21 protein-coding genes are annotated in these 24470 nt (G+C 68.9%); 5 read left to right on the top strand and 16 right to left on the bottom strand.

Features of this window, described 5'->3' with window-relative positions:
- The first annotated feature begins 8 nt into the window (after nucleotides 1–8).
- Nucleotides 9–686: an SDR family oxidoreductase gene (locus FK531_RS00590; RefSeq protein WP_142094724.1), complete on the top strand. Its 678-nt coding sequence runs from the start codon at nucleotides 9–11 to the stop codon at nucleotides 684–686.
- 10 nt (nucleotides 687–696) lie between these two features.
- On the opposite strand, the gene FK531_RS00595 is transcribed toward FK531_RS00590, so the two are convergent.
- The 3 genes from FK531_RS00595 to FK531_RS00605 form a co-directional block, all read right to left on the bottom strand.
- A complete protein-coding gene (locus tag FK531_RS00595; RefSeq protein WP_142094725.1) occupies nucleotides 697–1878 on the bottom strand; it encodes an NADH:flavin oxidoreductase in 1182 nt (393 codons plus the stop codon).
- A 95-nt stretch (nucleotides 1879–1973) separates the two neighbouring features.
- Complete coding sequence (locus FK531_RS00600) at nucleotides 1974–2666, bottom strand: PaaI family thioesterase (RefSeq protein WP_142094726.1); 693 nt, start codon at nucleotides 2664–2666, stop codon at nucleotides 1974–1976.
- Nucleotides 2667–2880: 214 nt separating this feature from the next.
- Nucleotides 2881–4398, bottom strand: a complete 1518-nt coding sequence (locus FK531_RS00605) for an MFS transporter (RefSeq protein ID WP_142094727.1) — start codon at nucleotides 4396–4398, stop codon at nucleotides 2881–2883.
- Between the two features lie 406 nt (nucleotides 4399–4804).
- Here FK531_RS00605 and FK531_RS00610 point away from each other — a divergent pair, with 406 nt between their 5' ends.
- On the top strand, nucleotides 4805–5653 hold the full coding sequence (locus FK531_RS00610; protein ID WP_142094728.1) for an alpha/beta fold hydrolase: 849 nt from the start codon (nucleotides 4805–4807) through the stop codon (nucleotides 5651–5653).
- A 78-nt stretch (nucleotides 5654–5731) separates the two neighbouring features.
- Here the strand turns inward: FK531_RS00610 and FK531_RS00615 are convergent, their stop codons facing one another.
- Genes FK531_RS00615 through FK531_RS00625 form a run of 3 tightly spaced genes read right to left on the bottom strand, consistent with a single transcriptional unit; the run spans nucleotide 5732 to nucleotide 8058 of the window.
- Entirely contained in the window at nucleotides 5732–5989 is a 258-nt protein-coding gene (locus FK531_RS00615) for a hypothetical protein (RefSeq protein WP_142094729.1), read from the bottom strand.
- 18 nt (nucleotides 5990–6007) lie between these two features.
- Nucleotides 6008–7669 (bottom strand): FAD-binding protein, encoded by a 1662-nt coding sequence (locus FK531_RS00620; protein ID WP_142094730.1) that lies wholly within the window; start codon nucleotides 7667–7669, stop codon nucleotides 6008–6010.
- A 17-nt stretch (nucleotides 7670–7686) separates the two neighbouring features.
- Nucleotides 7687–8058 (bottom strand): nuclear transport factor 2 family protein, encoded by a 372-nt coding sequence (locus FK531_RS00625; protein WP_142094731.1) that lies wholly within the window; start codon nucleotides 8056–8058, stop codon nucleotides 7687–7689.
- A 128-nt stretch (nucleotides 8059–8186) separates the two neighbouring features.
- Here FK531_RS00625 and FK531_RS00630 point away from each other — a divergent pair, with 128 nt between their 5' ends.
- Entirely contained in the window at nucleotides 8187–9812 is a 1626-nt protein-coding gene (locus FK531_RS00630) for an AMP-binding protein (RefSeq protein ID WP_142094732.1), read from the top strand.
- Between the two features lie 23 nt (nucleotides 9813–9835).
- Here FK531_RS00630 and FK531_RS00635 read toward each other — a convergent pair whose 3' ends face one another.
- Nucleotides 9836–10351, bottom strand: coding sequence for a flavin reductase family protein (locus FK531_RS00635; RefSeq protein WP_142094733.1), 516 nt, complete (start codon nucleotides 10349–10351; stop codon nucleotides 9836–9838).
- A 198-nt stretch (nucleotides 10352–10549) separates the two neighbouring features.
- Between FK531_RS00635 and FK531_RS00640 the strand changes: the two genes are divergently transcribed.
- Complete coding sequence (locus tag FK531_RS00640; protein WP_142095287.1) at nucleotides 10550–11167, top strand: PadR family transcriptional regulator; 618 nt, start codon at nucleotides 10550–10552, stop codon at nucleotides 11165–11167.
- A 1-nt stretch (nucleotide 11168) separates the two neighbouring features.
- Here FK531_RS00640 and lipP1 read toward each other — a convergent pair whose 3' ends face one another.
- From lipP1 to FK531_RS00670, 6 genes are all read right to left on the bottom strand, one after another.
- A complete protein-coding gene (lipP1, locus tag FK531_RS00645; protein ID WP_142094734.1) occupies nucleotides 11169–12095 on the bottom strand; it encodes a LipP1 family hormone-sensitive lipase in 927 nt (308 codons plus the stop codon).
- Nucleotides 12092–12949, bottom strand: a complete 858-nt coding sequence (locus FK531_RS00650; RefSeq protein ID WP_142094735.1) for an IclR family transcriptional regulator — start codon at nucleotides 12947–12949, stop codon at nucleotides 12092–12094. Before FK531_RS00650 ends, lipP1 begins: the two co-directional genes overlap by 4 nt.
- A 203-nt stretch (nucleotides 12950–13152) precedes the next feature.
- Nucleotides 13153–14631, bottom strand: coding sequence for an FAD-dependent oxidoreductase (locus FK531_RS00655; protein WP_142094736.1), 1479 nt, complete (start codon nucleotides 14629–14631; stop codon nucleotides 13153–13155).
- A 79-nt stretch (nucleotides 14632–14710) separates the two neighbouring features.
- Complete coding sequence (gene bphC, locus FK531_RS00660; protein ID WP_142095288.1) at nucleotides 14711–15625, bottom strand: biphenyl-2,3-diol 1,2-dioxygenase; 915 nt, start codon at nucleotides 15623–15625, stop codon at nucleotides 14711–14713.
- Nucleotides 15626–15668: 43 nt separating this feature from the next.
- On the bottom strand, nucleotides 15669–16850 hold the full coding sequence (locus tag FK531_RS00665; protein WP_142094737.1) for an acyl-CoA dehydrogenase family protein: 1182 nt from the start codon (nucleotides 16848–16850) through the stop codon (nucleotides 15669–15671).
- A gap of 53 nt (nucleotides 16851–16903) precedes the next feature.
- A complete protein-coding gene (locus FK531_RS00670) occupies nucleotides 16904–18067 on the bottom strand; it encodes a 3-ketosteroid-9-alpha-monooxygenase, oxygenase component (RefSeq protein WP_142094738.1) in 1164 nt (387 codons plus the stop codon).
- Nucleotides 18068–18291: 224 nt separating this feature from the next.
- On the opposite strand from FK531_RS00670, the gene FK531_RS00675 reads away from it, so the two are divergent.
- Entirely contained in the window at nucleotides 18292–18891 is a 600-nt protein-coding gene (locus tag FK531_RS00675; protein WP_142094739.1) for a hotdog family protein, read from the top strand.
- A gap of 337 nt (nucleotides 18892–19228) precedes the next feature.
- On the opposite strand, the gene FK531_RS00680 is transcribed toward FK531_RS00675, so the two are convergent.
- The 3 genes from FK531_RS00680 to leuS form a co-directional block, all read right to left on the bottom strand.
- The gene (locus FK531_RS00680) at nucleotides 19229–19603 is read right to left on the bottom strand and encodes a nuclear transport factor 2 family protein (RefSeq protein ID WP_142094740.1); all 375 of its coding nucleotides are present in this window, start codon (nucleotides 19601–19603) and stop codon (nucleotides 19229–19231) included.
- Between the two features lie 129 nt (nucleotides 19604–19732).
- The gene (locus tag FK531_RS00685) at nucleotides 19733–21199 is read right to left on the bottom strand and encodes a glyceraldehyde-3-phosphate dehydrogenase (protein WP_142094741.1); all 1467 of its coding nucleotides are present in this window, start codon (nucleotides 21197–21199) and stop codon (nucleotides 19733–19735) included.
- 253 nt (nucleotides 21200–21452) lie between these two features.
- Entirely contained in the window at nucleotides 21453–24335 is a 2883-nt protein-coding gene (leuS, locus tag FK531_RS00690; RefSeq protein ID WP_142094742.1) for a leucine--tRNA ligase, read from the bottom strand.
- Between the last annotated feature and the right edge of the window lie 135 nt (nucleotides 24336–24470).

Consider the following 24470-nt stretch of genomic DNA (forward strand, 5'->3'; position numbering starts at 1 on the left):
TCGACGCCATGCGACCGACTGCACTGATCACCGGCGCCAGCCGCGGCCTCGGCGCCGCCATCGCCCGCGAACTGGCCCCCGGCCACGACCTCCTGCTCGGCGCCCGCACTTCCACCGCGCTGCAACCGATTCTGGCCGACCTACCCGGGTCCCGCGGGTGGCCGGTCGACCTCACCGACTACACGGCGGTCGCCGCCGCCTCAGCGGGCATCGACCGGTTGGACGTGCTGGTGCACAACGCCGGGGTGGCCGACCTGGGCACCGTCGCGGAGACCGGGGCGCCGACCTGGCGCCGGGCGTTCGAGGTCAACGTGATCGCGGTCGCGGAGCTGACCCGGCTGCTGCTGCCCGCGCTGCGGGCCGCGAACGGTCATGTGGTGCTGATCAATTCGGGTGCCGGGCTGCGCGCGAACCCGGGTTGGGGGGCGTACGCCGCGAGCAAGTTCGCGCTGCGGGCGTTCGGTGACGCACTGAGGTTGGAGGAACCGGCACTGCGGGTGACCTCGATCCATCCCGGCCGGATCGCCACCGACATGCAGCAGGCCATCGTCGCGACGGAGGGTGGTGCGTACGACCCGGACCGGTTCCTCACCCCCGAGACTGTCGCCCGCGCCGTCCGACAGGCGGTCGAGACGCCGCGGGACGCGCACCCAACCGAGATCGTGCTGCGACCGATCGCGCGTTAGCGCGGCTCGTTCACCGCACCGGGTCCGGGTCGACGAGTACGCAACGTGCTCCGGTGAAGATCGTCGGCATGCACCGGTTGTTGTGGTCGCACAGCGACCGGGTGCCGGGGTCCGCGGCGATCTTGTTGACCAGGTCCGGCTCGCGCAGCAGTGCCCGGGCCATCGCGACGAACTCGAAGCCCTCCGCCATCGCGGTGTCCATGCCGTCCCGGTCGGTGACCCCGCCGAGCAGCACGAGCGGCATCGCCACGGCCGCCCGGATCTGTCGGGCCTGCTCGAGCATGAACAGCGGGGTGTAGGGGTACTCGCGGATGAACTTCTTGCCGACCAGTTGCACGCCGAGCTTGATCGGCTGCGGCATCACTGCGGCGAACTCGCGAATCGGGGCGTCGCCCTTGAACAGGTACATCGGGTTGAGCAGCGAGCTGCCCATGGTCAGCTCGAGCGCGTCGAGGCTGCCGTCGGCCTCGAGCCACTGCGCGACCTGGATCGCCTCGTCCACCCGGAAGCCGCCGGGCACCCCGTCGTCCATGTTCAGCTTGGCCAGGATCGCGACCTTCCCGCCCACCGCGTCGCGGACCGCGCGCGCCGTCTCCAGCACGATCCGGGCCCGGTTCTCCAGCGAGCCTCCGTAGGAATCCTTGCGGCGGTTGAGCTTCGGGCTCAGGAAGGAGCTGGCGAAGTAGTTGTGCCCGAAGTGGATCTCGACGGCGTCGAAGCCTCCCTCCACGGCGAGCTTCGCGGCGCTCCCGTGCGCGGCGGTGATGCGCCGGATGTCGTCGAGCGTCGCGGCCTTGGTGATCTTCATGCTCAGCGGGTTGAACGACATCGACGGCGCCAGCGCGGGAAGGCCGTTCGACTTGGCGTTCGCGACGGGCCCCGCGTGGCCGAGCTGAGCGGACGCCGCAGCGCCCTCCGCGTGGATGGCGTCGGTGAGCCGCCGCAGCCCCGGCACCACGTCGGGTCGCATCCACAGCTGGCCGTACTCGGTGCGGCCCTCGGGCGCGACCGCGCAGTACGCGACGGTCGACATTCCGACCCCGCCCGCGGCCGGTCGCCGGTGGAACTCGATCAGGTCGTCGGTGACCAGTGCGTTCGGCGTCAGGCCCTCGAATGTCGCAGACTTGATGACGCGGTTGCGCAGCGTGATCGGGCCGAGCTTGGCCGGTGCCAGCACATCGGGATGGTTCACGGATCTTCCTTCGGGTCGAGTGTGCCCGACGGTAGGCGTGCAGCCGATCGAGCGCAGCGAAACGGACCGCTCAGTGGGAGGAATTCGCCCTCGGTTCAGAACCCGTCCGGCGCCGGTGTACTGATCGTCGACGGGTCCTGGTTTCGCGCCCACTTCGGCAGGATGAAGATCCCCTCGGCCTCGACACACACACCGTCGGGGCCGGCGAGGTGGCCGACGACGACCGTCTTGACACCCTCGATGCGGTCGATCCGCGCCTCGGCGTGCAGCGCGCCGAGCGGGGTCGGCCTGCGGTAACGAAGGGTCAAGGTCCCGGTCATGCCCGGGGCCCCACCGGCCTCCGCGGCCGAGCCGAGAACCTGGTCGAGGATGAGCGCGGACACCCCGCCGTGTGTCAGTCCCGCCGGACCCTCGTACTGCGCGCCGAGATCGAAGTCGCACCATGCGCGACCGTCCGGATCGTGGCGGAGCACCAGCGGGGGTGCGACCGCGTTGCGGAGCCCGGCGGCGGCGTTACCCCAGGCCCGCTTCTGGCCGGACGCACCCCAGCGAACGCCGTACGGTCCGGGGTTCACGCGCTTGCGCAGGATCTGCTTGGCCGCGTCGAGGTGCTCGTGCGCGGCGCGCAGATCGGCCTCGTCCTCGACCTCGGTCAGCAACGCGACCTCGATCAGCTCGCGGACGCTGTCGGTGAGCGGTTCGTACAGGTCCACCTGCCGTGCGATCTCCTCGTCGGACATCCCGTCCTGGACGTAGAGCTGCTGTTGACGAGCGATCGAATCTGTCACGAGAGCCTCACTGGTGCGGGACGTCGACACCGGGCACGAAGGCAACGGTCCTGGTGCACGACTGGTCATGCATGCGATCTGCACTCTACTGAGGCAGGCACAGCCGACTCTGCACCACACCCGCGCCGAACGGGTGATGGGAACCAACAGCCAGTCAGACCGACTGATGGTTCCCATCACCGTGGGTGGGGAGGAGCAGGAGGGTGCCGCGGGGTCAGTCGAGGGCGGGCGCCAGCGCGGGCTCGACGGTCCGGTCCGCGCCCGGCACGCTGAGCTGCTCGATGCGGCGGGGCAGCGCCAACGCGACCAGCGCACCGAGGACCGCGGCGACGGCGCCGATCAGGAAGGCGATCTGGAATCCCTTGTCGGTGTAGAACACCACGCCCTGCGTCATCTCCAGGGGGATCGGCGCGATGTGGGAGTTGTTCATCACGGTGAACGCGATGACCGGCAGAATCGCCGGGAACACGCTCTGGAACACACCCACGATGCTCGCGGTGCTGGCCTGCAGCTGCGGCGGGACCGCCTCGATCAGCAGGTTCGGGATCGATGCGTAGGCCATGCCCATGCCGGTGCCGAACAGGCCGGCGAAGGCGATCAGCAGACCCTTGTCGTCGTGGGCGAACGCGGTCAGCAGGAAGCCCGCCGCCATCCCCAGCAGACCGATGATCATCAGCGGTCGCGGTCGCACGTTGCGTCCGACCAGCATGCCGACGATGAGCCCGCCGACCACGACCATGCCGCCGATCGGCGCCTGGAAGATCGCGAAACCCTCTGCGCTGACACCGAATCCGTAGCCGAGCCCGAGGACGGCGGGCGTCATCGCCAGCATCGGGAGCAGGATGGTGAACAGGCCGCTCGAGCCGTAGACGAAACCGGCGCCGACGGCGGTGAGCAGCACCGGCCGCTTGCCGAGCACCTTCAGGTCGATCAAGGGTTCACGCACGACCTTCGCCGAGACCGACCAGGCAACCAGGAGGGCAGCGCCGCCGACCAGGTAGGAGAGCGTAGATCCGCTCCGCCAACCCCAGGTGGGGCCGAAGCTCACCGCGACCAGCACACCGGCGATGCCGGCACCGAGCAGCACCGCCCCGACCAGGTCGAGGCTCGACCTCAGCCGCACCGTCGACTCGTCGGTGGAGACGACGATCATCGCGCCGAGCACCACGAGGCCGATGACGAAGAACCAGAAGATGCTGCGGAAACCGTGGTTGTCGATCAGCCAGCCGGTCAGGAACGGCGCCGGGATCGCGATCAGGCCCATGCCGCTGGTCGCGATGCTGACCGCCAGCGCGATCGTCTTCGGCGGGAAGACGTCCCGGATCAGCGAGTAGCTCAGGAACAGGCAGGGAACGAGCAGACCCGACAGGGCTCGGCCCGCGATCAACACCCCGTAGCTCGACGCGATCGCGGAGACGAACGATCCCAGAGCCGCACCGGCGACGCATGCCAGCAGCAGTTTGCGTTTGCCGTACATGTCGGCGAGCTTGCCGATCAGCGGGGCGGTCACGGCGCCCAGGAGCAGGAACGACGTCAACAGCCAGGCGCCCTGGGTGGTCTGGTAGTGCGCCGAGATCGCGGGCAGTGCCATCGAGATCATCATGTAGCTGACCGCGAGCATCTCGAGTAGCAGCACGATCGATGCGAGGGAGAAGACCAGCCGGGGCGTCCACCGCTGGGCGGCGGCCGACGGCGGGCCTGGCAGGTCGGCGGGTTGAGCGTGAGCGACCATCGTGTGGTCCTTTCGGATGCGGCGCGGAACTCGGGCGTCTGAATGCGCGCTGTCGAGCCGGGCGACTTCTGGGTGATCACATTCACTCGGCAGATACCGGAATCGAATGTGTAATCGACATCACAGTTGCTCGCCCCACCGTCGCGCCATGCGTCGTTCCGCCCAGCGGGAGATCGGCCTGGAATTGCGCTCACTCGGAAACGAAAGCCCCAGGCAAGGACGCAAATCGGGCGAGTAGCAGACTCCGAGGTCCGCCGCCACGCGGCGATCCCGGGGGCGCGCGGGGACCACACCCACCCACCCGCGCGGACACCTTCCCGATCAGCGGAATCGGCCGGGTTCACCCGGCCCGGATGCTCGCTACGTTGGGCATACGACTGTGACGCCGACCACCGGAAGGGAAAACATGACAGCCACGCTCGACTTCGACCTCACCAGCAAGACCCTCGAGGGCGACTACACCCTGCACTACCACGAGGCCGGCTCCGGTCCGGTCCTGTTGATGCTGCACGGATCCGGACCGGGGGTCAGCGGCTGGTCCAACTTCGCCGGGAACTTTCCGGTGTTCGCCGAGCACTACCGCACGATCGTCCTGGACATGCCCGGCTTCGGGCGCAGTCCGGCCCTGGAGTGGAACGACGTGTACCCGCGCGTCGCGGCCGACGCGATCCGGTACTTCCTCGACACGCTCGGGATCGACCGGGTCGATATCGTCGGAAACTCGATGGGCGGCAATGTCGGCACCGAATTCGCACTGGCACACCCGGATCGGGTTCGGCGGATGGTGCTGATGGGTCCCGGCGGACTCGCGGTGAACAGTTTCGCACCTGCGGTGAGCGAGGGTTCGCGACGACTGTTCGAGTTCCTCGCGAACCCCACCCGCGAGGGCATGGTCGCCTGGGTGGACACCATGGTCGGAAACCCCGCGGTGGTCTCCGACGAACTCATCGACCAGCGGCTCGCGAACGCGCTGCAACCGGGCGCCATCGCGAACACCTTCGCCATCTTCCAGACCTTCTCCGACCCGCGGTTCGCGGACCGCCCGCAGTTGTGGACCCGGGCCGCGCAGGTGCGGCAGGAGACGCTGCTGATCTGGGGCCGCGACGACCGGATGCTGCCGTACGAGGGCGGGCTGTTCCCGTTCCGTCAGATGCCGAACTCGGAACTGCACGTCTTCTCCCGCTGCGGGCACTGGGCGCAGATCGAGCGCAAGGACGAGTTCGAGCGCCTCACCCTGGAGTTCCTCGGTCGCTGACCCGAGAACGACTGTGACCCGATGTCACACTCGTGCAGTCGAACTGGACGAGTGACATCGGGTCACGGGGTTCGGCGGTCAGCGCAGGCGGCCGGGCACCGGGTAGCTGCGGGGCGCGTCGGTCTCGAGCACACCCTCGCGTGTGGCCTGCTCGATCGAGTCACGCAACGCCGAGCAGGTCGGGATCCAGTTGCTGTGTTCGCCGAGCGCCGCCCGCCGAGCGAACTCGGGACAGGCGGACTCCGCGTCGGCGAGCCACTGGACGCTGGTGTGGGTGGGGCTGTACCTCTCCACCAGTACCCGGTTCCCGCAGCTGGTGCAGCTCAATTCCTGCATGGCAAAGCCTCTTTCCCGCTAGGCCTCGGCCGCGTGCCGGGCGCCGATGTAGCCGAACACCATGGCGGGGCCGATGGTGGCGCCCGCGCCGGCGTAGTCGTTGCCCATGACGGCGGCGGAGGTGTTGCCGGTGGCGTAGAGACCGCCGATCACCGCGCCGTCGGACCGCAGCACCTGGCCGTGCTCGTTGTAGACCACCCCGCCCTTGGTGCCGAGGTCGCCGGCCTGCATGCGCACTGCGTAGTACGGCGCCTTGTCCAGCACGTCCAAGGTCGGAGCGGGCAGGGTCGGGTCGCCGTAGTAGTTGTCGTAGGCGCTGTCGCCGCGGCCGAAGTCCTCGTCCTTGCCGCTGCGCGCGAAGCCGTTGAACCGGTTCACCGTGGCGGCCAACTGTGCGGCCGGAACACCGATCGCCGCGGCCAGTTCCTCGACGGTGTCCGCGCGATGCATCAGACCCGTCGCGAACCACGACTTCGGAAACTTCTGGCCGGGCATGACGCCACCGAACTGGTAGCGGTTCTTGGCTTTTCCGTCGAAGACGAACCAGATCGGGTCGTGCCGACCGGCGATCTGCTCGTGTACGAACGTCACGTACGGCGCCGCCTCGTTGGTGAAGCGCCTGCCCGACTGGTCGACGATGACCGAGCGCGGGATGGAGCGTTCCGACACCAGCACGTGCATGATGCCGTCGGGCCGCTTGAACGAGGGCATCCACCACGCGTCGTCCATCAGATCCAGTGCGGCGCCCACCTTTTCACCTGCCACGATGCCGTCGCCGGTGTTGTCGACCGAACCCGCGCTGTAGTTGTCGGTGCCGCCCTCGCGCAGGTACTGCTTGCGCATCTGCTCGCCCTGCTCGAAACCGCCGCTGGCCAGCAGCACCCCCTTGCGGGCCCGGATCCGGAACTCGGGGCCGCCGCGCCGGACGACCAGACCCGTCACGGCGCCGGCCCCGTCGGTGACCAGCGAGGTCATCGGGGAGTCGAGCCACAGCGGGATGCCGGCCTCCTTGACCGCCAGCCGCAGCCGCGCGATCAGTGCCTGGCCGAGGGTCTCCATGTGCCTGCGCAGCACCAGGGACTTGACCGCGCGCCATCCGGTGCCGAGCGCGGCCCGGCGGCCGGCCCAGGTGCGCATCACCATGTTGAGTTTCGCGAACTCCTTCGAGGTGATGTACAGCCCGGCCGGAGTGGCGAGCGACCCGGGGCGCAGCCCCTTCTCGTCCTCACCGAGCTCCTTGAGGTCGAACGGCAGCGGCTCGATGGTGCGGCCCGCGGCACGGCCGCCCGGCTGTTCGGGGTGGTAGTCCGAGTAGCCGGCGCACCACTGGAAGCGCATGTGCCTGCTGGTCCGCTCCAGGAACTCCATGGTCGCCGGGCCGTGGTCGATGAACGCGTCGAGGTTCTCGGTCGGGACCCGGTCACCGACCACCGCATCGAGGTAGCGCCGGACGTCGGCGCGCGAGTCCTCGAGGCCCTCCCGCTTCAGCGTCGGGTTGTTCGGGATCCAGATGTTGCCCCCGGACAGGGCGGTGGTGCCGCCGTACACGGATGCCTTCTCGACGATCAGGGTGTCCATTCCCCGATCCGCGGCGGCGAGGGCGCCGGTGAGGCCGCCGCAGCCGCTGCCGACGACCACGAAGTCGACCTCGTGGTCCCAGGACTGTTCGCTAGCAGACATTCGATTGCCCTTCGGGGTCAGGCGACGACCATGTCCTCGGGCGACCAGAACGCGCGCATGCTCGTGATGCGGGCCTGGTCGTCGAAGGTCATGACGTCGATGGGTTCGATGGTGACGGTCTGCTCGCCGGTGTCGGTGACCACGCGGAAGTGGAACGCCGCGCTGTTGCCCGCGACCCGCAGCGAGAGCAGCTCGGTGGTGTTCTGCACGGCGTCCAGCGCGCTGTAGAACTTCTCGATCGCCTCGCGCCCGACCTTCGGCTCGGTGCCGACCGGGTCCTCGAGGGTGGCGTCGTCGGCGTACAGGGCGGCGACGTCGGCGGAGGTCCCGCCGCCGACCGCGGCCAGATAGCGGGTGACCGCGGCGCGGATGTCGTCTGGTGAGGCCATTTCGATACTCCAAGCTGTGTGGGCTGACGTGTGACGGTAACCACGCCCCGGCGGGCGCCGCGAGAGGTGTTTCCCGCACAGCGGGAGGTGTGCGGCGTCACAACTGGGTCGGGTAGCGTCCGACGACGATGACTCCGACGCCCGCTCCCGCGACCGTGTGGTCGGTGCTGTCGGAGTCGGCGCGCCGGAACGCCGACTGGGAGGCTGTCGCCGACTGCGGCGAGCGGCTGACCTACGGCGAGCTCGCCGCCGCGGCCTCCCGGGCGGGTCGGGCGATGGCTGCGGCGGGTGTGGTGCACGGCGACCGCGTCTGCCTGTGGGCGCCCAATTCCGCCCGCTGGGCAGTGGTCGCGCTCGGCGCGCACTCCATCGGTGCCGTGGTGGTGCCGATCAACACCCGTGCGAGCGGCGACGAGGCGGCGGTGCATCTGCGCCGGACCCGCAGCCGGATGTTGTTCGTGGACAACGGATTCCTCGGCACTGGCTACGCCTCCCTGCTGTGGACCGTGGCGGGTCCACCGGCCGGGGACCGACCGGCCCGCGACCTGCCGGACCTGCGCCACATCGTCGACCTCCACAACGGGGCCGCCGGACCGGTGACTGGCTGGTCCGAGTTCCTGTCCGGCGCGGACCGACCGCTGCGGCTCGACCTACGGTCGTCGCGGCGTCATTCCCCGGCCACCACAGGCGGCGTCGCCTACGTCATGTCGACCTCCGGCTCGGCGGGCGCGGCCAAGGGTGTGGTGCTGCGGCACGGCCAGGTGGTCCGGGTGTACCGGGCGTTGGCGCAGCGGTTGGGAATAGGGGCGGGGGACCGGATCCTCGGGGTGAACCCACTGTCGCACTCGTTCGGCCTCAACGCCGGACTGCTGGCGGCGCTGGTGGTGGGAGGCTGCTACGTCCCCGTCGACGTCTTCGATCCCGCCGCCGTACTCGACCGGATCGAGGCGGAGCGGATCACGGTCGTCTCGGGACCGCCGACGCTGTTCACCGACCTGATCGCGGCCTCGGCCCGTCGCGGTCGGCTCGACCCGGCGCCGCGGCTCGCGGTGACCGGCGCCGCCACCGTGTCCACGCGGCTGCTCGAGGACATTCGTGCACGGCTCGGAATACCTTTCGTCGCAACGGGATACGGCCTGACCGAGGCGGCGGGCACGGTCACCGCCCAGTATCCCCGTGCCGACGAGGTGCGCACTCTCGCAGCCCCGCCGCTGCCCGGCGTTCGGATCCGGATCGTCGACCGCGCGGGAACCGACCTCGCGCCGGGCGAGGCCGGTGAGGTGTTGATCCACGGGTACAACGTGATGACCGGCTACTTCGAGGACGAGACGGCGACCGGCGCTGCCCTCGACGACGAGGGCTGGCTGCACACCGGGGACATCGGGGTACTCGACGAGACGGGTGCGCTGCGAGTCGTCGACCGGATCGGCGAGATGTTCATCGTCGGCGGTTTCAACGTCTACCCCGCCGAGGTCGAGCAGGCGTTGATCCGGCACCCCGCGGTCGCGGAGGTCGCGGTGGTGGGGGCGCCCGACGAGCGACTCGGGGAGCGGGCGATCGCGTTCGTCGTCGCTGCACCCGGCCGGGCGGTCGACGAGGACGAACTGCGCGAGCACTGCCGCCGGCTGCTGGCCGGCTACAAGGTGCCCGCCCGGGTGGTCACGCTCGGCGAGCTGCCACGGACCCCGTCCGGCAAGTCCGACCGGAATGCGCTCCGCGCAGTGGTGCGGTTACGGAGTGCCCAGACTCCGTAACCGCACCACTGCGCGGGGCCGCATCAGGCGAAGCCGCCGAACCCGCCCTTGAAGAACAGCAGCGGACGACCCTCGTCGTCTGCGGTGAGGTCGGTGATCCGGGCGATGACGATCGTGTGGTCGCCGGCCTCGTGCTCGACCTCGACGGTCGCCTCGATGCGGGCCAACGCCCCGCCGAGCGCGGGGGCGCCGTTGCCCGCCGGGCTCCAGTCCACGTTCGCGAACTTGTCGCCGCCGCTGACCGCGAAGGTCGAGCACACGTCCTTCTGGTCGTGCGCGAGCACGTTGATGCACAGGTGACGAGCCTCCCGCAGCAACGGCCAGCTCGTCGACGTCTTCGTCGGGCAGAACGAGATGTACGGCGGCTCGAGCGACAGCGACACGACCGACTGGCAGGTGAAGCCGAGGGGGCGGTCACCGTCGTGGGCGGTGATCACCGCGACGCCGGTGCAGAAGTGGCTCATCACCTTCCTCAGCGTCGCGGCGTCCGGCGCCGACAGGCGGTCCTGGTCGGCAACGGCCGTGATCTCTGCGCTCATGGGTCTCCTCCTGACGGAACGGGCAGCTACAGCATCGGGCACTCGCACCCCGTGGCGCCATCCGGTGTCCCGGTCAGCGGTTGCTCACCCTGCCTCGGCCGGCGGTCCGATTGTTAGTCTTCCGAGGTGGCACCGACCGAATCGGCCTCCGAGTCCGACCTCCCCGGCCTCCCCGCGACGAGCTGGGCGGTCCTCGGCATGCTCGCGTTCGGCGAGGAGCTCTCCGGCTACGAGCTCAAGAAGTGGGCCGACTGGTCGATCAAGTTCTTCTACTGGAGCCCGTCGTTCAGCCAGGTCTACACCGAGCTGAAGAAACTGGAGAAGCACGGCTTCGTGACCTCCCGGGTGCAGCACGACAACGGGGTCCGCGGCCGCCGTCTCTACAAGATCACCGAGTCGGGTACCGCGGCGGTCGGGCGCTGGTCCAACGAGGCGCCGATCGACCCGCCGATCCTCAAACACGGTGTGATGCTGCGCATCTGGCTCGGTCACCTGAACAAGCCGGAACGGCTCAAGGAGATCCTGCGCAAACACATCGAGTACGTGCAGAAGATGGAGCGCCGCGCCGCGGCCGACGCGCTCGGCGCGGACAAGGAACCCGCCTGGGCGTACTCCCAGATCGTGCTGCGCTGGTCGGAGCGGTACTACGCGGCCGAACGCGAACTCGCCGAGCAGTTGATCGCCGACATCGACAAGGCCGACGCCGTCCTCGCCCAGGTCAAGGACGGGGACGACGCCGGTTTCCCGAAGCCGGCCCCCGGCGTGTGGCGACAGGTGGAGCAGGAGACCGAGGCGGAGAACCCCGACCTCGAGTGAGCTACCGGACCAGCTCGCGCAGATCCGCCCAGGCCTGCTTCTGCGCGAGGCCGGCCACCGTCAGCACGGTCAGCGTCATGAACCCGTGGATCGCGTCGTCGTAGCGCCGATGCGTGACCGGAACACCGTGGGCGGCAAGCGCATCCGCGTACGCATCGCCCTCGGAGCAGAGCGGGTCGCAACCGGCAGTCACCACGACAGCCGGCGCCAGTCCGGCGAGGTCCGCCTGCAGCGGCGACGCGTAGGGATGCCGACGATCGGCAACCGGGGCGTACTGGTCCCAGTACCACTCCATCGCGGCCCGGGTGTTGTAGAAGCCGGTTGCGAACTGCCGGTAGGACGGCGTCCCGAAGTCGGCGGCGATCACCGGATACAGCAGCAACTGAGCGGCGATCGACGGGCCGGAACGGTCCCGGGACATCAGCGCTACGACGGCAGCGAGATTGCCACCGGCGCTGTCACCCGCGACCACCAGGCGCTCCGCGTCCGCGCCGAGCTCCTCGGCGTGTGCGGCCGCCCACTCGACCGCGGCGTACACGTCGTCCGGCGCCGCGGGCCAGGGCGACTCCGGTGCGAGCCGGTAGTCGACCGACACCACCACCGCGCCGACACCGTTCGCCATGGCCCGGCAGATCCCGTCGTGGGTGTCGAGGTCGCAGAACACGAACCCGCCCCCGTGGGCGAACACGATGACGGGACTCGATTCACTGTCGAGTTCCGGTGCAGGCCGGTAGATCCGAACCGGGATCTCGGAGGCGGGACCCGGGATCGTGCGATCCTCGACTCGCGCCACCGGCTCGGGCTCGGCTGGCGCGCGGTACCTGGCGCGGATGGCGTCGCGAGCCTGCGCGCCGGTCATCGCCTCGATCTTCGGGAATCCGGCCTCGAGCACCTCGAGCAGTGCCACCACCTCGGCATCGGCACTCATGCGTACTGCAGGTCCGGCATCGGGGCCGCGATCGGGCGGGGACGCGCCGACCCGCCGGCCAGCGGGCGGGACTGCTGCAGGGTGGGCTGCACCCGGACGGGTCCACCCTCGATGTTGCGCCAGATGCCGAGCGCGGTCATCCGGACCGGGGCGGCGAGCCGATGGTCGAGCTTCATCTGGGAGATCGGTCCACAGACGGAGACGGCGGCGACGGCCTCACCGAGGTTGCCGATCGGCGCTGCGACACAACCGAATCCGGACAGCGATTCCTCGCGCTCGAAGGCGATGCCGTGCGCCCGGACCTTGGCCAGCTCGGTGCGCAGCTGCGCGCCGGTCGAGATCGAGAACTTGGTCTTGCGGCCGAGGACATCCGCCTCGACGGCGGGCAACTGGTCCTCGTCGGCGTAGCCGAGCAGCGCCTTCCCGACGGCGGTGCAGTGCGCCGGGTAGCGGCCACCGACGCGGGTGGGGATGGCCGCGGCGAGACGTCCACCGATCTTCTCCAGGTAGACCACGTCGGGTCCGTCGAGAATCGCCAGGTGCACGACCTGCCCGGTCACCCGATGCAGCTCGTGCAGGAAGGGCAGCGCCGCGCGGTGCAGCCGATCCTGGTGCACGGCAAGCGAACCGAGTTCCACCAGCCGCATGCCCAACTCGTAGTCGCGGCCCTGACGGCGCAGCCAGCGCAGCTGGACGAGCCGCTCGAGCATCCGGTGCGCCGACGAGCGCGGCAGTCCGGTGCGTCGCACGATCTGCGCGAGCGTCAGTCGTCCGGGACCGTCGAACGCGTCCAGGACGAGGGAGACGCGGTCGAGTACCGCGGTCGGGGTGTTGGCGTCGACCAGTGTGGCCATCGGAGCCTCCGGGGGGAGATGGGGCGACGGCCGACTATCTGTTCCCGGCCGCTGTATTCCTATTAGGAATATGCCTATTGATACCACGCCCTGTGTCTGTTGTCACACGACCGCGCGGTACGTTTCTGCCCCGGACAGCGCGAAGGGCCCCGGACCGAGCGACTCGGTCCGGGGCCCAGGGTGCGTGACCTGCGGTTTCTACCTCAGGCCTTGGCTGCGGACCGGCCCGCCCGTCGTCCGAAGAAGCTGCCGTCGCCGAGCGACGCACCGCTCGCGTAACCGCCCGCAGACACACCCGCGGTGCAGCGGCCCGCGGCGAACAGCCCGGGAATCGGGTCGCCGGAGACGTGCAGGACCTCGGAGTCGACGCTGGTGCGCAGCCCGCCGAGGGTGAAGCCCCCGGTGCTGTTCCGCAGGTCGAGTGCGGCGATCGGCGAGCCGATCGGCTTGACCCACTCGGCCTTCTTGCCCAGCAGGGGATCCGCACCCTGCTGGGCGTGCCGGTTGTACACCTCGACGGTGGACTGCAGCGCACCCTCCGGCAGTCCCATCTCCGCCTCGAGTTCCGCAACCGTCTCGCACACCCAGCGCGGCTTCCGCTTGAGCTGCGGACTCGAACTCGGCGCCGCCATGCCGGCCTCGTAGGCCTCCTCGTCGATGATCAGGAACGCCTGGTTCTGGTTCTCGATCAGCGTGGCCTGCCCGACCCGCCCCGGGTAGGTGTCCTCGTTGATGTAGCGCTGGCCGCGACCGTTGACCAGGATGCCGCGGATGAACAGCTGCGGGTCGCAGAAGAACGCGACCTCGGTGGCGTCCATGTGCGCGAGGTCCGCGCCGAGAGCCTGCGACATCTGGATCGCGCGGCCGTCGTGCTCCTCGATCGAGGCGGCGGGACGGTTCAGCAGTCGGGGCGCGTACGCCTCGACCATCGCCTGGTTGTAGGCGAAGCTACCGGTCGCGAGGACCACCCCGCGGCGGGCCCGGACCGTCACCTCCTTGCCGTACTGCTTGGCGACGACACCGACGACACGGCCGTCCTCATCGGTCACCAGCGTCTGCACTCGCATGTCGTACTCGGCCCGCACCCCGAGTGCGGCGGCCTTGTCGGTGAGCGGCTTCATCAGCATGTAGCCGCCGCCCTTCTCGCTGGAGACGTGCTTGTCCTGCATCTGCGGGACGTGGCCGCGCGGGGCCGGCGGTATGGTCGCGGCGAAGGGCGCCGCGTTCTCGCCACCGGTGTACTGCAGGCCGTCGTCACCCGGCGGCTCCCAGCCGGGCTCGCCCCAGAAGCTCGCCTTGAACGGGACGCCGCACTCGTCGGCGAGCCAGTGGTAGTGGTCGACGCTGCCCTCGCAGTAGGCGTCGATCTTGGGCTCGTCGACGCCCGGACCGAGCGCGGCCTTCATGAAGGCCTTCATGTTCAGGGCGGTGTCGTCGAACCCGCACGCCTTCTGCAGCGGAGTCCCGCCGCCGAGGTAGATGAACCCGCCGGCCATCGCGGCCGCGCCACCCCAGCCACCGGTCCGCTCGAGCACCAGCACGTCGGCACCCGCGGTGGCCGCCTCGACGGCTGCGGACGCCCCGGCGACACCGAATCCGGCGACCACGACGTCGGCCTCGTAGTCCCAGTGTTCGATCCCGGCGGCCGGCCTGGGACGCACGTCGCTCGACTTACTCGTCATGGCAATACCTTTCACATCGGTCCGGATACACCTCGCGGGCGGTCCCGGTGCCGGAACCGCCCGCGAGGAACAGTGCTGCCTACATCGCCGCCAGCGGCTCGCTGCCGGACCAGTCGTGGCCCCAGTAGCTGTCGGCGGTGATCTCCTCCGCGGAGTAGTACGTCTCGTCTACCCGCATTCCCTCGGTTCCGAACTCCACATCCCATCCTCCGGGAGCACGGACGTAGAAGGAGACCATCTTGTCGTTGGTGTGCCGGCCCAGGGTCGACGACACCGAGAAGCCGTCCTTGACGACGCGGTCGAGGGCCTGGCCCACCGCGTCGAGGGTGTCCACCTCGACCATGATGTGAACCAGTCCGGGCGCACCACCGTGCGGGGACGGGCACAGCGCGAGGCTGTGGTGCCGCTCGTTGACGCCCATGAAGCGCACCCGCATCGGGCCGAACTCCGGCGGTGCCGGGATACGGAACGCACCGCGGGGCAGGAATCCGAGGACCTCGGAGTAGAAGTCGAAGGTGCCGTTCGGGTCCGTCGTGGGGAGCACGACGTGGCCGAGTCCCTGTGCGCCGGTGACGAACCGGGCACCGAACGGGGTGACGACGGGGCTGTGGTCGAGGACGGCGCCGTGGAAGACCTCGAGGGTGGCCCCGGCCGGGTCCTGGAAGGTGATGACCTCTTCGACGCGGCGGGCGTCAGCCTCTTCGAGCGAGAGGGGCTTGACGGCGATACCGGCCGCCTCGACCCGCTCCTGCACCCGAACGAGGGCAGAGTGGTCACGAACCTCCCAGCCGATGGTGACGATCTCGTCGGTCTCGCCGGGCACCACCACGATGCGAGCGGCCCGCTCGTCCATCCGCAGGTACAGGGCGTCGGCGTCGGGTCCGCTGCCCTTCGCGAAGCCGAGGACGTCGAACGCGAAGGTGCGCCATCGGTCCATGTCGTTGGTCTGGATCTTGACGTAGCCAAGGCCCCGTATGTCGGTCCTGGTCTGCATGTCAGTCATAGCTGTTGTCCCTCTGTGAGATTGGCTCGGACGGTCAGATCATCGACCGGAGAGTGTCGGCGGGCTCGATACCCAGCGAGCTGACTGCCGACGCGTGGTAGACGGTGCTCGGTACGTGGATGGCGTGCGCAAGACCGACGTGCGCGTCACGCCAGTACCGCTGGAGCGGCTTGTCCATCCGCATCGCGTTGCCACCCGAACGCGCGAAGATCTGATCGACGGCGCCCACCGCCCGCCATGCGGCCCGCACCTGGGTGCGACGGACTGCGGCACGGTCCTCGAAGGTGACCTCCTTGCCGGATTCGACGATGTCCCAGATCTTGTCGACGTTGGTGAGCAGTTCCTGGCGGGCGGCGTTGATGTCCGCGGCGGCCTCACCGATCGCGAACAGCACGTACGGGTCGTCCTTGACGGCGGTGCCCTGGGCGCCGACGCGGTCGCGCTGGTAGTCCAGGTGAGCGGCCAGCGCACCCTCGGCGATGCCGACGACCGCCGACGAGATGCCCAGCGGGAACATCGTCGACCACGGCATCTTGTACAGGGTCTCGGTGACGCCGTACTCGCGCTGCGCGGTGCCGTCGATGACGTGGTCGCCGTTCATCACACGGTAGTCGGGCACGAACGCGTCCTTGACGATGATGTCCTTGGACCCGGTTCCCTTCAGGCCCACCACGTTCCACGAATCCTCGACGATCGTGTAGTCCTTGCGCGGCAGGATCATGTGCAGCATGGTCGGCGGCAGCGCCATGTTGCCGTCGGTGTCACCGAGCATGGCGCCGAGGAAGATCCAGTCGCAGTGGTCGGTGCCGGAGGAGAACTGCCAGCGACCGTTGAAGATGTAGCCGCCGTCGACCGGTCGGGCGATGCCGGTGGGGGCATACGGCGACGCCATCCAGGTGTCGTTGTCGGCGCCCCACACCTCCTCCTGCACCTTCGGGTCCGCGAACGCCAGCTGCCACGGGTGCACGCCGACGATGCCGCAGACCCAGCCGGTCGCCGGGTCGAGCGACGCGGCCTTCATCACGGTCTCCGCGAACTCGCGGGGGTGGGCCTCGAATCCGCCGTAGCGTGCGGGCTGAAGCATCTTGATCGGGCCGGCGGCCCGCAGCTTCTTCGCGGTCTCGTCGGGCAGCTTGCCGAGCTCCTCCGCCTCGGGAGCCTGGTCACGCAGCTGATCCGCGATCTCGGCGATGTTGTCGAGAACCTTGTGAGTCATGGTGTTCCTTACTGTTCGTGCAGAGTTCTTGCGGTACAGAATGTTTCGACGGATCAGGCGTCGGCGGCCATAGGCGTTACCCCGTTCGCGACGTTCTCGGCGATCTCCACCGCCCAGCTCTCGAGCGCGCGGGTGGTGTCGATCTCGAACTCGAAGCGGGTGGTCATGTCCTCGGTGATGTCCTCGACATCCACGTAGAACTGCTTGTACCAGCGGCGCAACTGGTACACCGGGCCGTCCTCCTCGGACAGCAGCGGATTGTCGATGGGCGACTTGTTCTTCCAGATCTCGATGTCCTGCTCGAAACCGATCTCCACGCCCGCGGTGAACTGGGCGGCGATGCCGGCGTTCTCCTCGTCCGACATTCCGGGGAGCTTGCGCACCATCGCGCCGTACTGGAGCAGGAAGGAGTCGTCGGAGACCGGGTAGTGCGAGTTGATCAGGACCGTCTCGACGACCATCCCGTTCACCTCGTTCCAGATCCGGTCGATCATGTAGGAGGGCCCGTAGTACGAGGCATCCGAACGCAGGATCGAGTCCGGGTCGTCGAAGCTGGTGCCGTTGTCGATGTCCTCACGCGGCTTGGACGTCATGTACTGGGTGGCGACGTGCCCCTCGAAGACGTTCTTGAAGTACGTCGGCATCGAGTAGTGCACGTAGAAGAAGTGCGCCATGTCGACGACGTTGTCGACGATCTCCCGGCAGTGCGAACCCTGCACGAGCAGGGTATTCCAGCTCCAGTCGGTCCACTCGTCGGTGCCGTAGCCCTCGATCTCCGGGATGGTGACGTCGTCGGTGGGCTTGCTGCCCTGCGGGTCGTGCCAGACGAACAGCTGCCCGTTGCGCTCGAGCGTGGTCCACGAGCGGGTCCGGGCCAGGGGCGGGACGCGGCGGGCGTAGGGGATGTCGGTGCACTTGCCGTTGCCGCCCCAGCGCCAGTCGTGGAAGGGGCAGGCGATCGAGTCGCCCTTGACGGTGCCCTGCGCGAGGTTGCCGCCCATGTGCCGGCAGTACGCGTCGAGCACGTTGATCTTGCCGTCGGACTCGGACGCGAACACCACGAGTGAGGTACCGAACGCGTTGACCTGGTGCGGCTTGCCGTCCTGGAAGGTCTTCAGCAGGCCGAGGCAGTGCCAGCCGCGGGCAAATCGGGTCGGGGCCGCCGCAGCCTCGATGATCCTGACCTCGTCGGCGTCGGACTTGGATTGCAGCGTCATCGCTACCTCTTCTCTCACGCACGTGTCACCGGATGGTGTGATGCACCTCATACTTCGGGGTCGCGACGGGTGATTTCAGGAGGGCCTCCCGATCAGCGGGAGCCTTTCCGTCCGGCCCAGCACGGCGACCTCCCGCACCTCCCGATCAGCGGGAACCGGGGATCCGGCCGGTTCGGCACGGGCATACGTTCGCATCGGAGCAACCGACCGAGAGAGGTGCGGACATGACCGCCACAACCGCAGAGGTACCGGCGTCCACGCCGTGCACCGTCGCGCTCGAGCGCGCGAGCATTCTCGAATTCGCCGAAACCACCGGCTCGACCCACCGCACGTACCGGGACGCCGAACTACCGGTCGTGCCGCCGACCTACCTGTGCCTCGAGCGATTCGCCGACACCGCGCCGTCGCCGGCCGGTGACGGTCCGGTCGAGCGGGACTGTCGGTTCTTCGGGCTTCCGCCGCACGCGGGCGACCGACTGATCATGACCTCGCGCGGGAACGACGCGGATCGACTCACAGAGTTCCGCGACGCCGACGGCCGACTCGTCGCGGACGCGTGGACGCACGGAGACGGCGCGGACTCGACCGCCGCGGACCGGCTGGCCGGCTACGCGACCGACTGGCTCGGACCCGAGTCGGTGCGCCGGTTCCGGACCCGTTCGGTCGGGGCGGTGCCGGAGGGGGAGACGTTGGCCTGCACGGGTGCGGTGGTGCAGGAGTACATCGCGGACGGCGAGCGGCGAGTGGACGTGGCACTCACGGCGATTCGGCCGACCGGACAGGTTGCGGCGAGGGCGTGGGCGACGTTCGCCCGGGCCGACTGAGAGCGTCGAGTGTGCAGTAGTCGGCGTCGCCTCTCGGGCGACGTCCCGCCAACTGCACTCTCGACGCAGGCACCGGCTACTGACCGGCCGAACCCGAACCGATGAGCTGACCCAGCTTCACGATTCCCACGAACGGCGAGTAGATGATCCACCCGGCGAGATCTGAACTCGACATCGAAAACCCTCCTTTCCCCGACTCGCACAACAGCATTGACGAGCACGACAGGGGCCGCGATCTCCGATGAGATCGCGGCCCCTGTCAGCTCACCACGACGGTACCGTCGGACGCGCTATTTCGCCATGCGTACGACGTCGAGGTACTCGAACGCCAGGTCGGTCAGTGGGCGACCATGTCCTCCTGGCCCCAGATGGCCTTCATGCTGGTGATCTTGGCGTCGTCGTCGAAGGTCATCACGTCGATGACGGAAATCTCGACCTTCTGCTCACCCATGTGCGTGACGAGGGTGAAGTTGAACGCGGCGTGGTCCGCAGCGATCTTCACGACGCCGAGCTCGGCCGTCTGCTCGAGCGGCTCGATGATGCCGTAGAACTCACGGATCGCAGCCTCGGTGGTGCGCGGATCGGTGCCGACCGGATCCTCGACCGTCGCGCCCGGCGCGTACAGCGCCAGCACGTCGTCGACGGTGCCCCCCGCAACCGACTTCACGTACGACTCGATGGTGGCCTGAATGCTCTCGCGTGACGGCGCCATGCCGGTACCCCTTCAGTTCTAGAACACGTTGCAGATGATGATGGCGTCGAGAGTAGCCCAAACCGGGCTGCTCTCGACGCCTTCACTCATGCTGCTGTGCCAATCCCGGGAGGCCTCCCGGGGCCGATGTCACTGAGCGGAAACTGGCTCCGTGACCGCGGCGTCCAGCACGGGGTAGATCGGGTACTCCACGCCCGACAGGTACTGCACGGTGCGCACGACCTGGCAGGAGTAGCCGAACTCGTTGTCGTACCAGACATAGAGGATGGCGGTGTCGCCCTCGACGATCGTCGCGTTCGCGTCGACGATGCTCGCCGCGCGCGAGCCGATGAAGTCGCTGGACACGGCATCGGTCGCGGCGGTGTAGTCGAGATTGCGGCTCAGCGCGCCGGTCAGCGACTCCTGCCGGAGGCGCTCGAGCACCTCGTCCTTGGTGGTCTCACGATTCAGCTGCAGGTGCAGGATCGCGATGGACACGTCCGGCGTGGGTACGCGGATAGAGTTCCCGGTGATCTTGGCCTTCAGGTCGGGCAGCGCCTTCGCGACGGCGGACGCGGCACCGGTCTCGGTGAGCACCAGGTTGGTCGGCGCGGAGCGGCCACGACGGTCGGCCTTGTGGTAGTTGTCCAGCAGGTTCTGGTCGTTGGTGAACGAGTGCACCGTCTCCACGTGGCCGCGGGACACACCGAACTCGTCGTCCATCGTCTTCAGCGGCGGGACGATCGCATTGGTGGTGCAGGACGCGCAGGACACGATCGTCTCGTCCAAGTCGACGCTGCGGTGGTTGACGCCGTGCACGATGTTCGGGACGTCACCCTTGCCGGGCGCCGTGAGCACCACCTTCGCGACACCGGGACGCAGGTGCTTCGACAGGCCGTCGCGGTCCCTCCAGATGCCGGTGTTGTCGATCAGGATCGCGTTCTCGATGCCGTACTCGGTGTAGTCGACACTCGTCGGATCGTTGCTGTAGATGAACTTGATGACGTTGCCGTTGGCGATCAGGGTGTTGTTCTCGGCGTCGACCTTGATGGTGCCGTTGAACTGCCCGTGCACGGAGTCGCGGCGCAGCAGCGAGGCGCGCTTGACCAGGTCGTCGTCGCCGCCCTTGCGGACGACCACCGCACGCAGGTTCAGCCCGTTGCCCGAGCCGGCCTTCTCGATGAGCAGGCGGGCGACGAGGCGCCCGATGCGCCCGAAGCCGTAGAGGACCACGTCCTGCGGCTTCGCCGGGCTGGTCTCCGCGCCGCCCACGAGGTCGGCGAGGCTCTGCGCGACGAACTCCGGGATCGACTGCCCAGCGCCGTCGGCGCGGTAGGCCGAGACCAGCAGGCCGAGGTCGATCTTGGACGGCCGCAGGTTCAGCTCGGTCAGCGCCGCGAGGAACGGGAAGGTCTCCTCGACGGACAGCTCGTCACCACGGATCTGCCGGGCGAAGCGGTGGGTGCGCAGGATGCTGATGACCGACTTGTTCACCAGCGAGCGACTGTGGAGCAGAATGGTCACCGAGTGCGTGCGGTGTAGACCGCCGATGATCGGGATCATTGCTTCCGCAAGAGCCTCCTCGGAGTTCCACTGTGTCAATTCCGCTGTGCTCACTGCGCTCCTCTGCCGATCTGGCTCTTGTGACGCGTCCACGGGTCGGGATGGCGACCGGACGACGCATGCCACTCGCCCGCCGCCGCGCTCTGGATCGCTGAGGACCAGCTCGCGACGGGCGCCGAGAAGGCATGCGCAGACCCCAGCATATTGAAACGCTCCGCGGGTCGCCAAGCCGGTCCCAGGCGGCTTCGCCGCCCGTGAGTCCTTCTGGCCCGTCAGGGGACCAGAAGGACTCACGGGCGCGGAGCGCCTACTTGACGATGTTGACCATCTTGCCGGGGACGACGATCACCTTGCGGGGGGCGTTGCCCTCCAGGAAGGCGACGATCTTCTCGTCCGCGAGGGCCGCGGCCTCGATGGTCTTCGGGTCGGCGCCCGCGGCGACGGTGACGCGGCTGCGTACCTTGCCGTTGACCTGGATCGGGTACTCCACCGAATCCTCGACCAGCCACTTCTCGTCCGCGGTCGGGAAGGGACCGTGCGCGAGGGAACGCTCGTGCCCGAGCAGCGCCCACAGCTCCTCGGCGACGTGCGGCGCCACCGGCGCGAGCATGAGCACCAGCGGCTCGACGGCCGCCCGCGGCGCCCCGTCCGGGTACGCCTTCGTGAGGTGGTTGGTCAGCTCGATCAGCTTCGCGATCGCGGTGTTGTCGCGCAGCCCCGTGTAGTCCGCGGCGACCCCGTCGATCGCCTTGTTCAGCGCCCGCAGCGTCTCGTCGGTCGGCGCGGCATCGGTCACGCGCACCGTGCCGGACTCCTCGTCGACGACGGTGCGCCACGCGCGCTGCAGGAATCGCTGCGCGCCGACGACGTCCTTGGTCGCCCACGGCCGTGAGGTGTCCAGCGGACCCATCGACATCTCGTACACCCGCAGCGTGTCGGCGCCGTACTCGTCGCAGATCTCGTCCGGCGCAACGGCATTCTTCAGGGACTTGCCCATCTTGCCGTACTCACGGTTGACCTCGGCGCCCTCGTAGAAGAACTTGCCGTCCTCCTCGACGACGTCGGCGGCCGGCACGTACACACCGCGTGCGTCGGTGAAGGCGTACGCCTGGATGTAGCCCTGGTTGAACAGGCGACGGTACGGCTCCGACGAGCTGACGTGCCCCAGGTCGAAGAGCACCTTGTGCCAGAACCGCGAGTACAGCAGGTGCAGCACCGCGTGCTCCACACCGCCGACGTACAGGTCCAGTCCGCCGGGATCGTTCGGGCCGTGCAGCTCCGGGCGCGGACCCATCCAGTACTGCTCGTTCTCCTTGGCGCAGAACGCATCCTGGTTGGTGGGGTCGATGTATCGGAGCTGGTACCAGGAGCTGCCCGCCCACTGCGGCATCACGTTGGTGTCGCGGTGGTAGCTCTGCATCCCGTCGCCGAGGTCGAGCTCGACGTTCACCCAGTCGGACGCCTTCGCCAGCGGCGGCGACGGCTCGGAGCTCGCGTCGTCCGGGTCGAACGACACCGGCGCGTAGTCCTCGACCTCCGGGAGTTCCACCGGCAGGGCCGAATCCGGCAGCGCGTGCGCGAGACCCTGCTCGTCGTAGACGACCGGGAACGGCTCGCCCCAGTACCGCTGCCGCGCGAACAGCCAGTCCCGCAGCTTGTACTGCACGGTGCCCTCGCCGCGGCCGTCGGCCTCGAGGCGGGCGATGACGGTCTTCTTCGCATCCGCGATGCTCAGCCCGTCCAGGTACTCCGAGTTCACGAGCGGGCCGTCACCGGAGTACGCGGCCTCGGTGACGTCGCCGCCGGCGATGACCTCGACGATCGGCAGGCCCAGCTCGGTCGCGAACTCCCAGTCCCGGTGGTCGTGGCCGGGCACCGCCATCACGGCGCCGGTGCCGTAGCCGGTGAGCACGTAGTCGGCGATGAACACCGGAACCTTGTGTCCGTTCACGGGATTGATCGCGTAGGAGCCGAGGAAGACGCCGGTCTTCTCCTTGCTCTCCTGCCGCTCGAGGTCGGACTTCGCGGCGATCGCGGCGCGGTACGCGGCGACGGCCTCGGTCGGGGTGGCGGCACCGCCGGTCCAGCGCGGGTCGGTGCCGTCGGGGTAGACGTCGGCGACCAGCTCGTCGACGAGGTCGTGCTCGGGCGCGAGCGCGACGTAGGTGGCACCGAACAGGGTGTCGGCGCGAGTGGTGAAGACCTCGACGTCGTAGTCCGGGGTGGCCGCGCCGTTTGCCTGGACGGAACCGCCGCCGTGTTCGCGATGCGCGGCGAACTTCACCCGGGCGCCCTGACTGCGCCCGATCCAGTTGCGCTGCATGGACTTGACCTTCTCCGGCCAGTCCAGGTGCTCGAGGTCGTCGGTCAGCCTGTCGGAGTACGCGGTGATCCGCATCATCCACTGCCGCAGGTGCTTACGGAACACCGGGAAGTTGCCGCGCTCGGAGCGCCCGTCGGCGGTGACCTCCTCGTTGGCCAGCACGGTGCCCAGGCCGGGGCACCAGTTGACCATCGAATCCGACTGGTAGACAAGGCGGTACGAGTCGATCTCGGCGTGCTGCTCGGCGGCCGACAGCTCCGCCCAGGCGCGACCGTCGGCGGTGGCGCGGGCGCCGGAGGTGAACTCGGCCTCCAGCTCGGCGACCGGCCGCGCACGGTTCAGGTCGGCGTCGTACCAGGCGTTGTAGATCTGCAGGAAGATCCACTGCGTCCAGTGGTAGAAGTCGACGTCGGTGGTGGCGACGGAGCGACGCTCGTCGTGCCCGAGACCGAGGCGGCGCAGCTGCCGCTTCATGTTCGCGATGTTCGCCTCGGTGGTGGTCCGCGGGTGCGTACCGGTCTGCACCGCGTACTGCTCGGCGGGCAGGCCGAACGCGTCGTAGCCGAGGGTGTGCAGCACGTTGCGACCGTTCATCCGGTGGAACCGGGCGAACACGTCGGTGGCGATGTAGCCGAGCGGGTGCCCGACGTGCAGGCCCGCGCCGGACGGGTACGGGAACATGTCCTGGACGAACAGCTTGTCCGCGGGGAGCTCACCGGCGAGGTCGCCGACCGGGTTCGGGGCGTTGAAGGTGCCGCGCTCCCGCCACTGGTCCTGCCAGCGCGCCTCGATCTGGCCCGCGAGGTGCGCGGTGTAACGGTGCTGAGGGGTCGCGTCGCCGCCTGGCTGCTGCACTGACTCGGTCACTGGTTCGCTGTCTTCTCTGCGCGGGGGTTGAGGAGCCTGCCGTCCCGGACACCCACCGGCCCGGGCTCAGGATCGCCGTGGGCACACGGGTTGGGGGGTCGCCGCGAGCTCCGCGGTCACGGGCACCCCGCCCGG

This window comes from Rhodococcus spelaei, assembly GCF_006704125.1.
GTDB classification, from domain to species: Bacteria; Actinomycetota; Actinomycetes; order Mycobacteriales; family Mycobacteriaceae; genus Rhodococcus_G; species Rhodococcus_G spelaei.

What these genes read in the sequence shown, in the direction of transcription:
- FK531_RS00590 (WP_142094724.1), top strand. Translation starts at nt 9, where the DNA reads ATGCGACCGACTGCACTGATCACCGGCGCCAGCCGCGGCCTCGGCGCC.
- FK531_RS00605 (WP_142094727.1), bottom strand. Translation starts at nt 4,398, where the DNA reads ATGGTCGCTCACGCTCAACCCGCCGACCTGCCAGGCCCGCCGTCGGCC.
- FK531_RS00610 (WP_142094728.1), top strand. Translation starts at nt 4,805, where the DNA reads ATGACAGCCACGCTCGACTTCGACCTCACCAGCAAGACCCTCGAGGGC.
- FK531_RS00615 (WP_142094729.1), bottom strand. Translation starts at nt 5,989, where the DNA reads ATGCAGGAATTGAGCTGCACCAGCTGCGGGAACCGGGTACTGGTGGAG.
- FK531_RS00620 (WP_142094730.1), bottom strand. Translation starts at nt 7,669, where the DNA reads ATGTCTGCTAGCGAACAGTCCTGGGACCACGAGGTCGACTTCGTGGTC.
- FK531_RS00625 (WP_142094731.1), bottom strand. Translation starts at nt 8,058, where the DNA reads ATGGCCTCACCAGACGACATCCGCGCCGCGGTCACCCGCTATCTGGCC.
- FK531_RS00630 (WP_142094732.1), top strand. Translation starts at nt 8,187, where the DNA reads ATGACTCCGACGCCCGCTCCCGCGACCGTGTGGTCGGTGCTGTCGGAG.
- FK531_RS00635 (WP_142094733.1), bottom strand. Translation starts at nt 10,351, where the DNA reads ATGAGCGCAGAGATCACGGCCGTTGCCGACCAGGACCGCCTGTCGGCG.
- FK531_RS00640 (WP_142095287.1), top strand. Translation starts at nt 10,550, where the DNA reads ATGCTCGCGTTCGGCGAGGAGCTCTCCGGCTACGAGCTCAAGAAGTGG.
- lipP1 (WP_142094734.1), bottom strand. Translation starts at nt 12,095, where the DNA reads ATGAGTGCCGATGCCGAGGTGGTGGCACTGCTCGAGGTGCTCGAGGCC.
- FK531_RS00650 (WP_142094735.1), bottom strand. Translation starts at nt 12,949, where the DNA reads ATGGCCACACTGGTCGACGCCAACACCCCGACCGCGGTACTCGACCGC.
- FK531_RS00655 (WP_142094736.1), bottom strand. Translation starts at nt 14,631, where the DNA reads ATGACGAGTAAGTCGAGCGACGTGCGTCCCAGGCCGGCCGCCGGGATC.
- bphC (WP_142095288.1), bottom strand. Translation starts at nt 15,625, where the DNA reads ATGCAGACCAGGACCGACATACGGGGCCTTGGCTACGTCAAGATCCAG.
- FK531_RS00665 (WP_142094737.1), bottom strand. Translation starts at nt 16,850, where the DNA reads ATGACTCACAAGGTTCTCGACAACATCGCCGAGATCGCGGATCAGCTG.
- FK531_RS00670 (WP_142094738.1), bottom strand. Translation starts at nt 18,067, where the DNA reads ATGACGCTGCAATCCAAGTCCGACGCCGACGAGGTCAGGATCATCGAG.
- FK531_RS00675 (WP_142094739.1), top strand. Translation starts at nt 18,292, where the DNA reads ATGACCGCCACAACCGCAGAGGTACCGGCGTCCACGCCGTGCACCGTC.
- FK531_RS00680 (WP_142094740.1), bottom strand. Translation starts at nt 19,603, where the DNA reads ATGGCGCCGTCACGCGAGAGCATTCAGGCCACCATCGAGTCGTACGTG.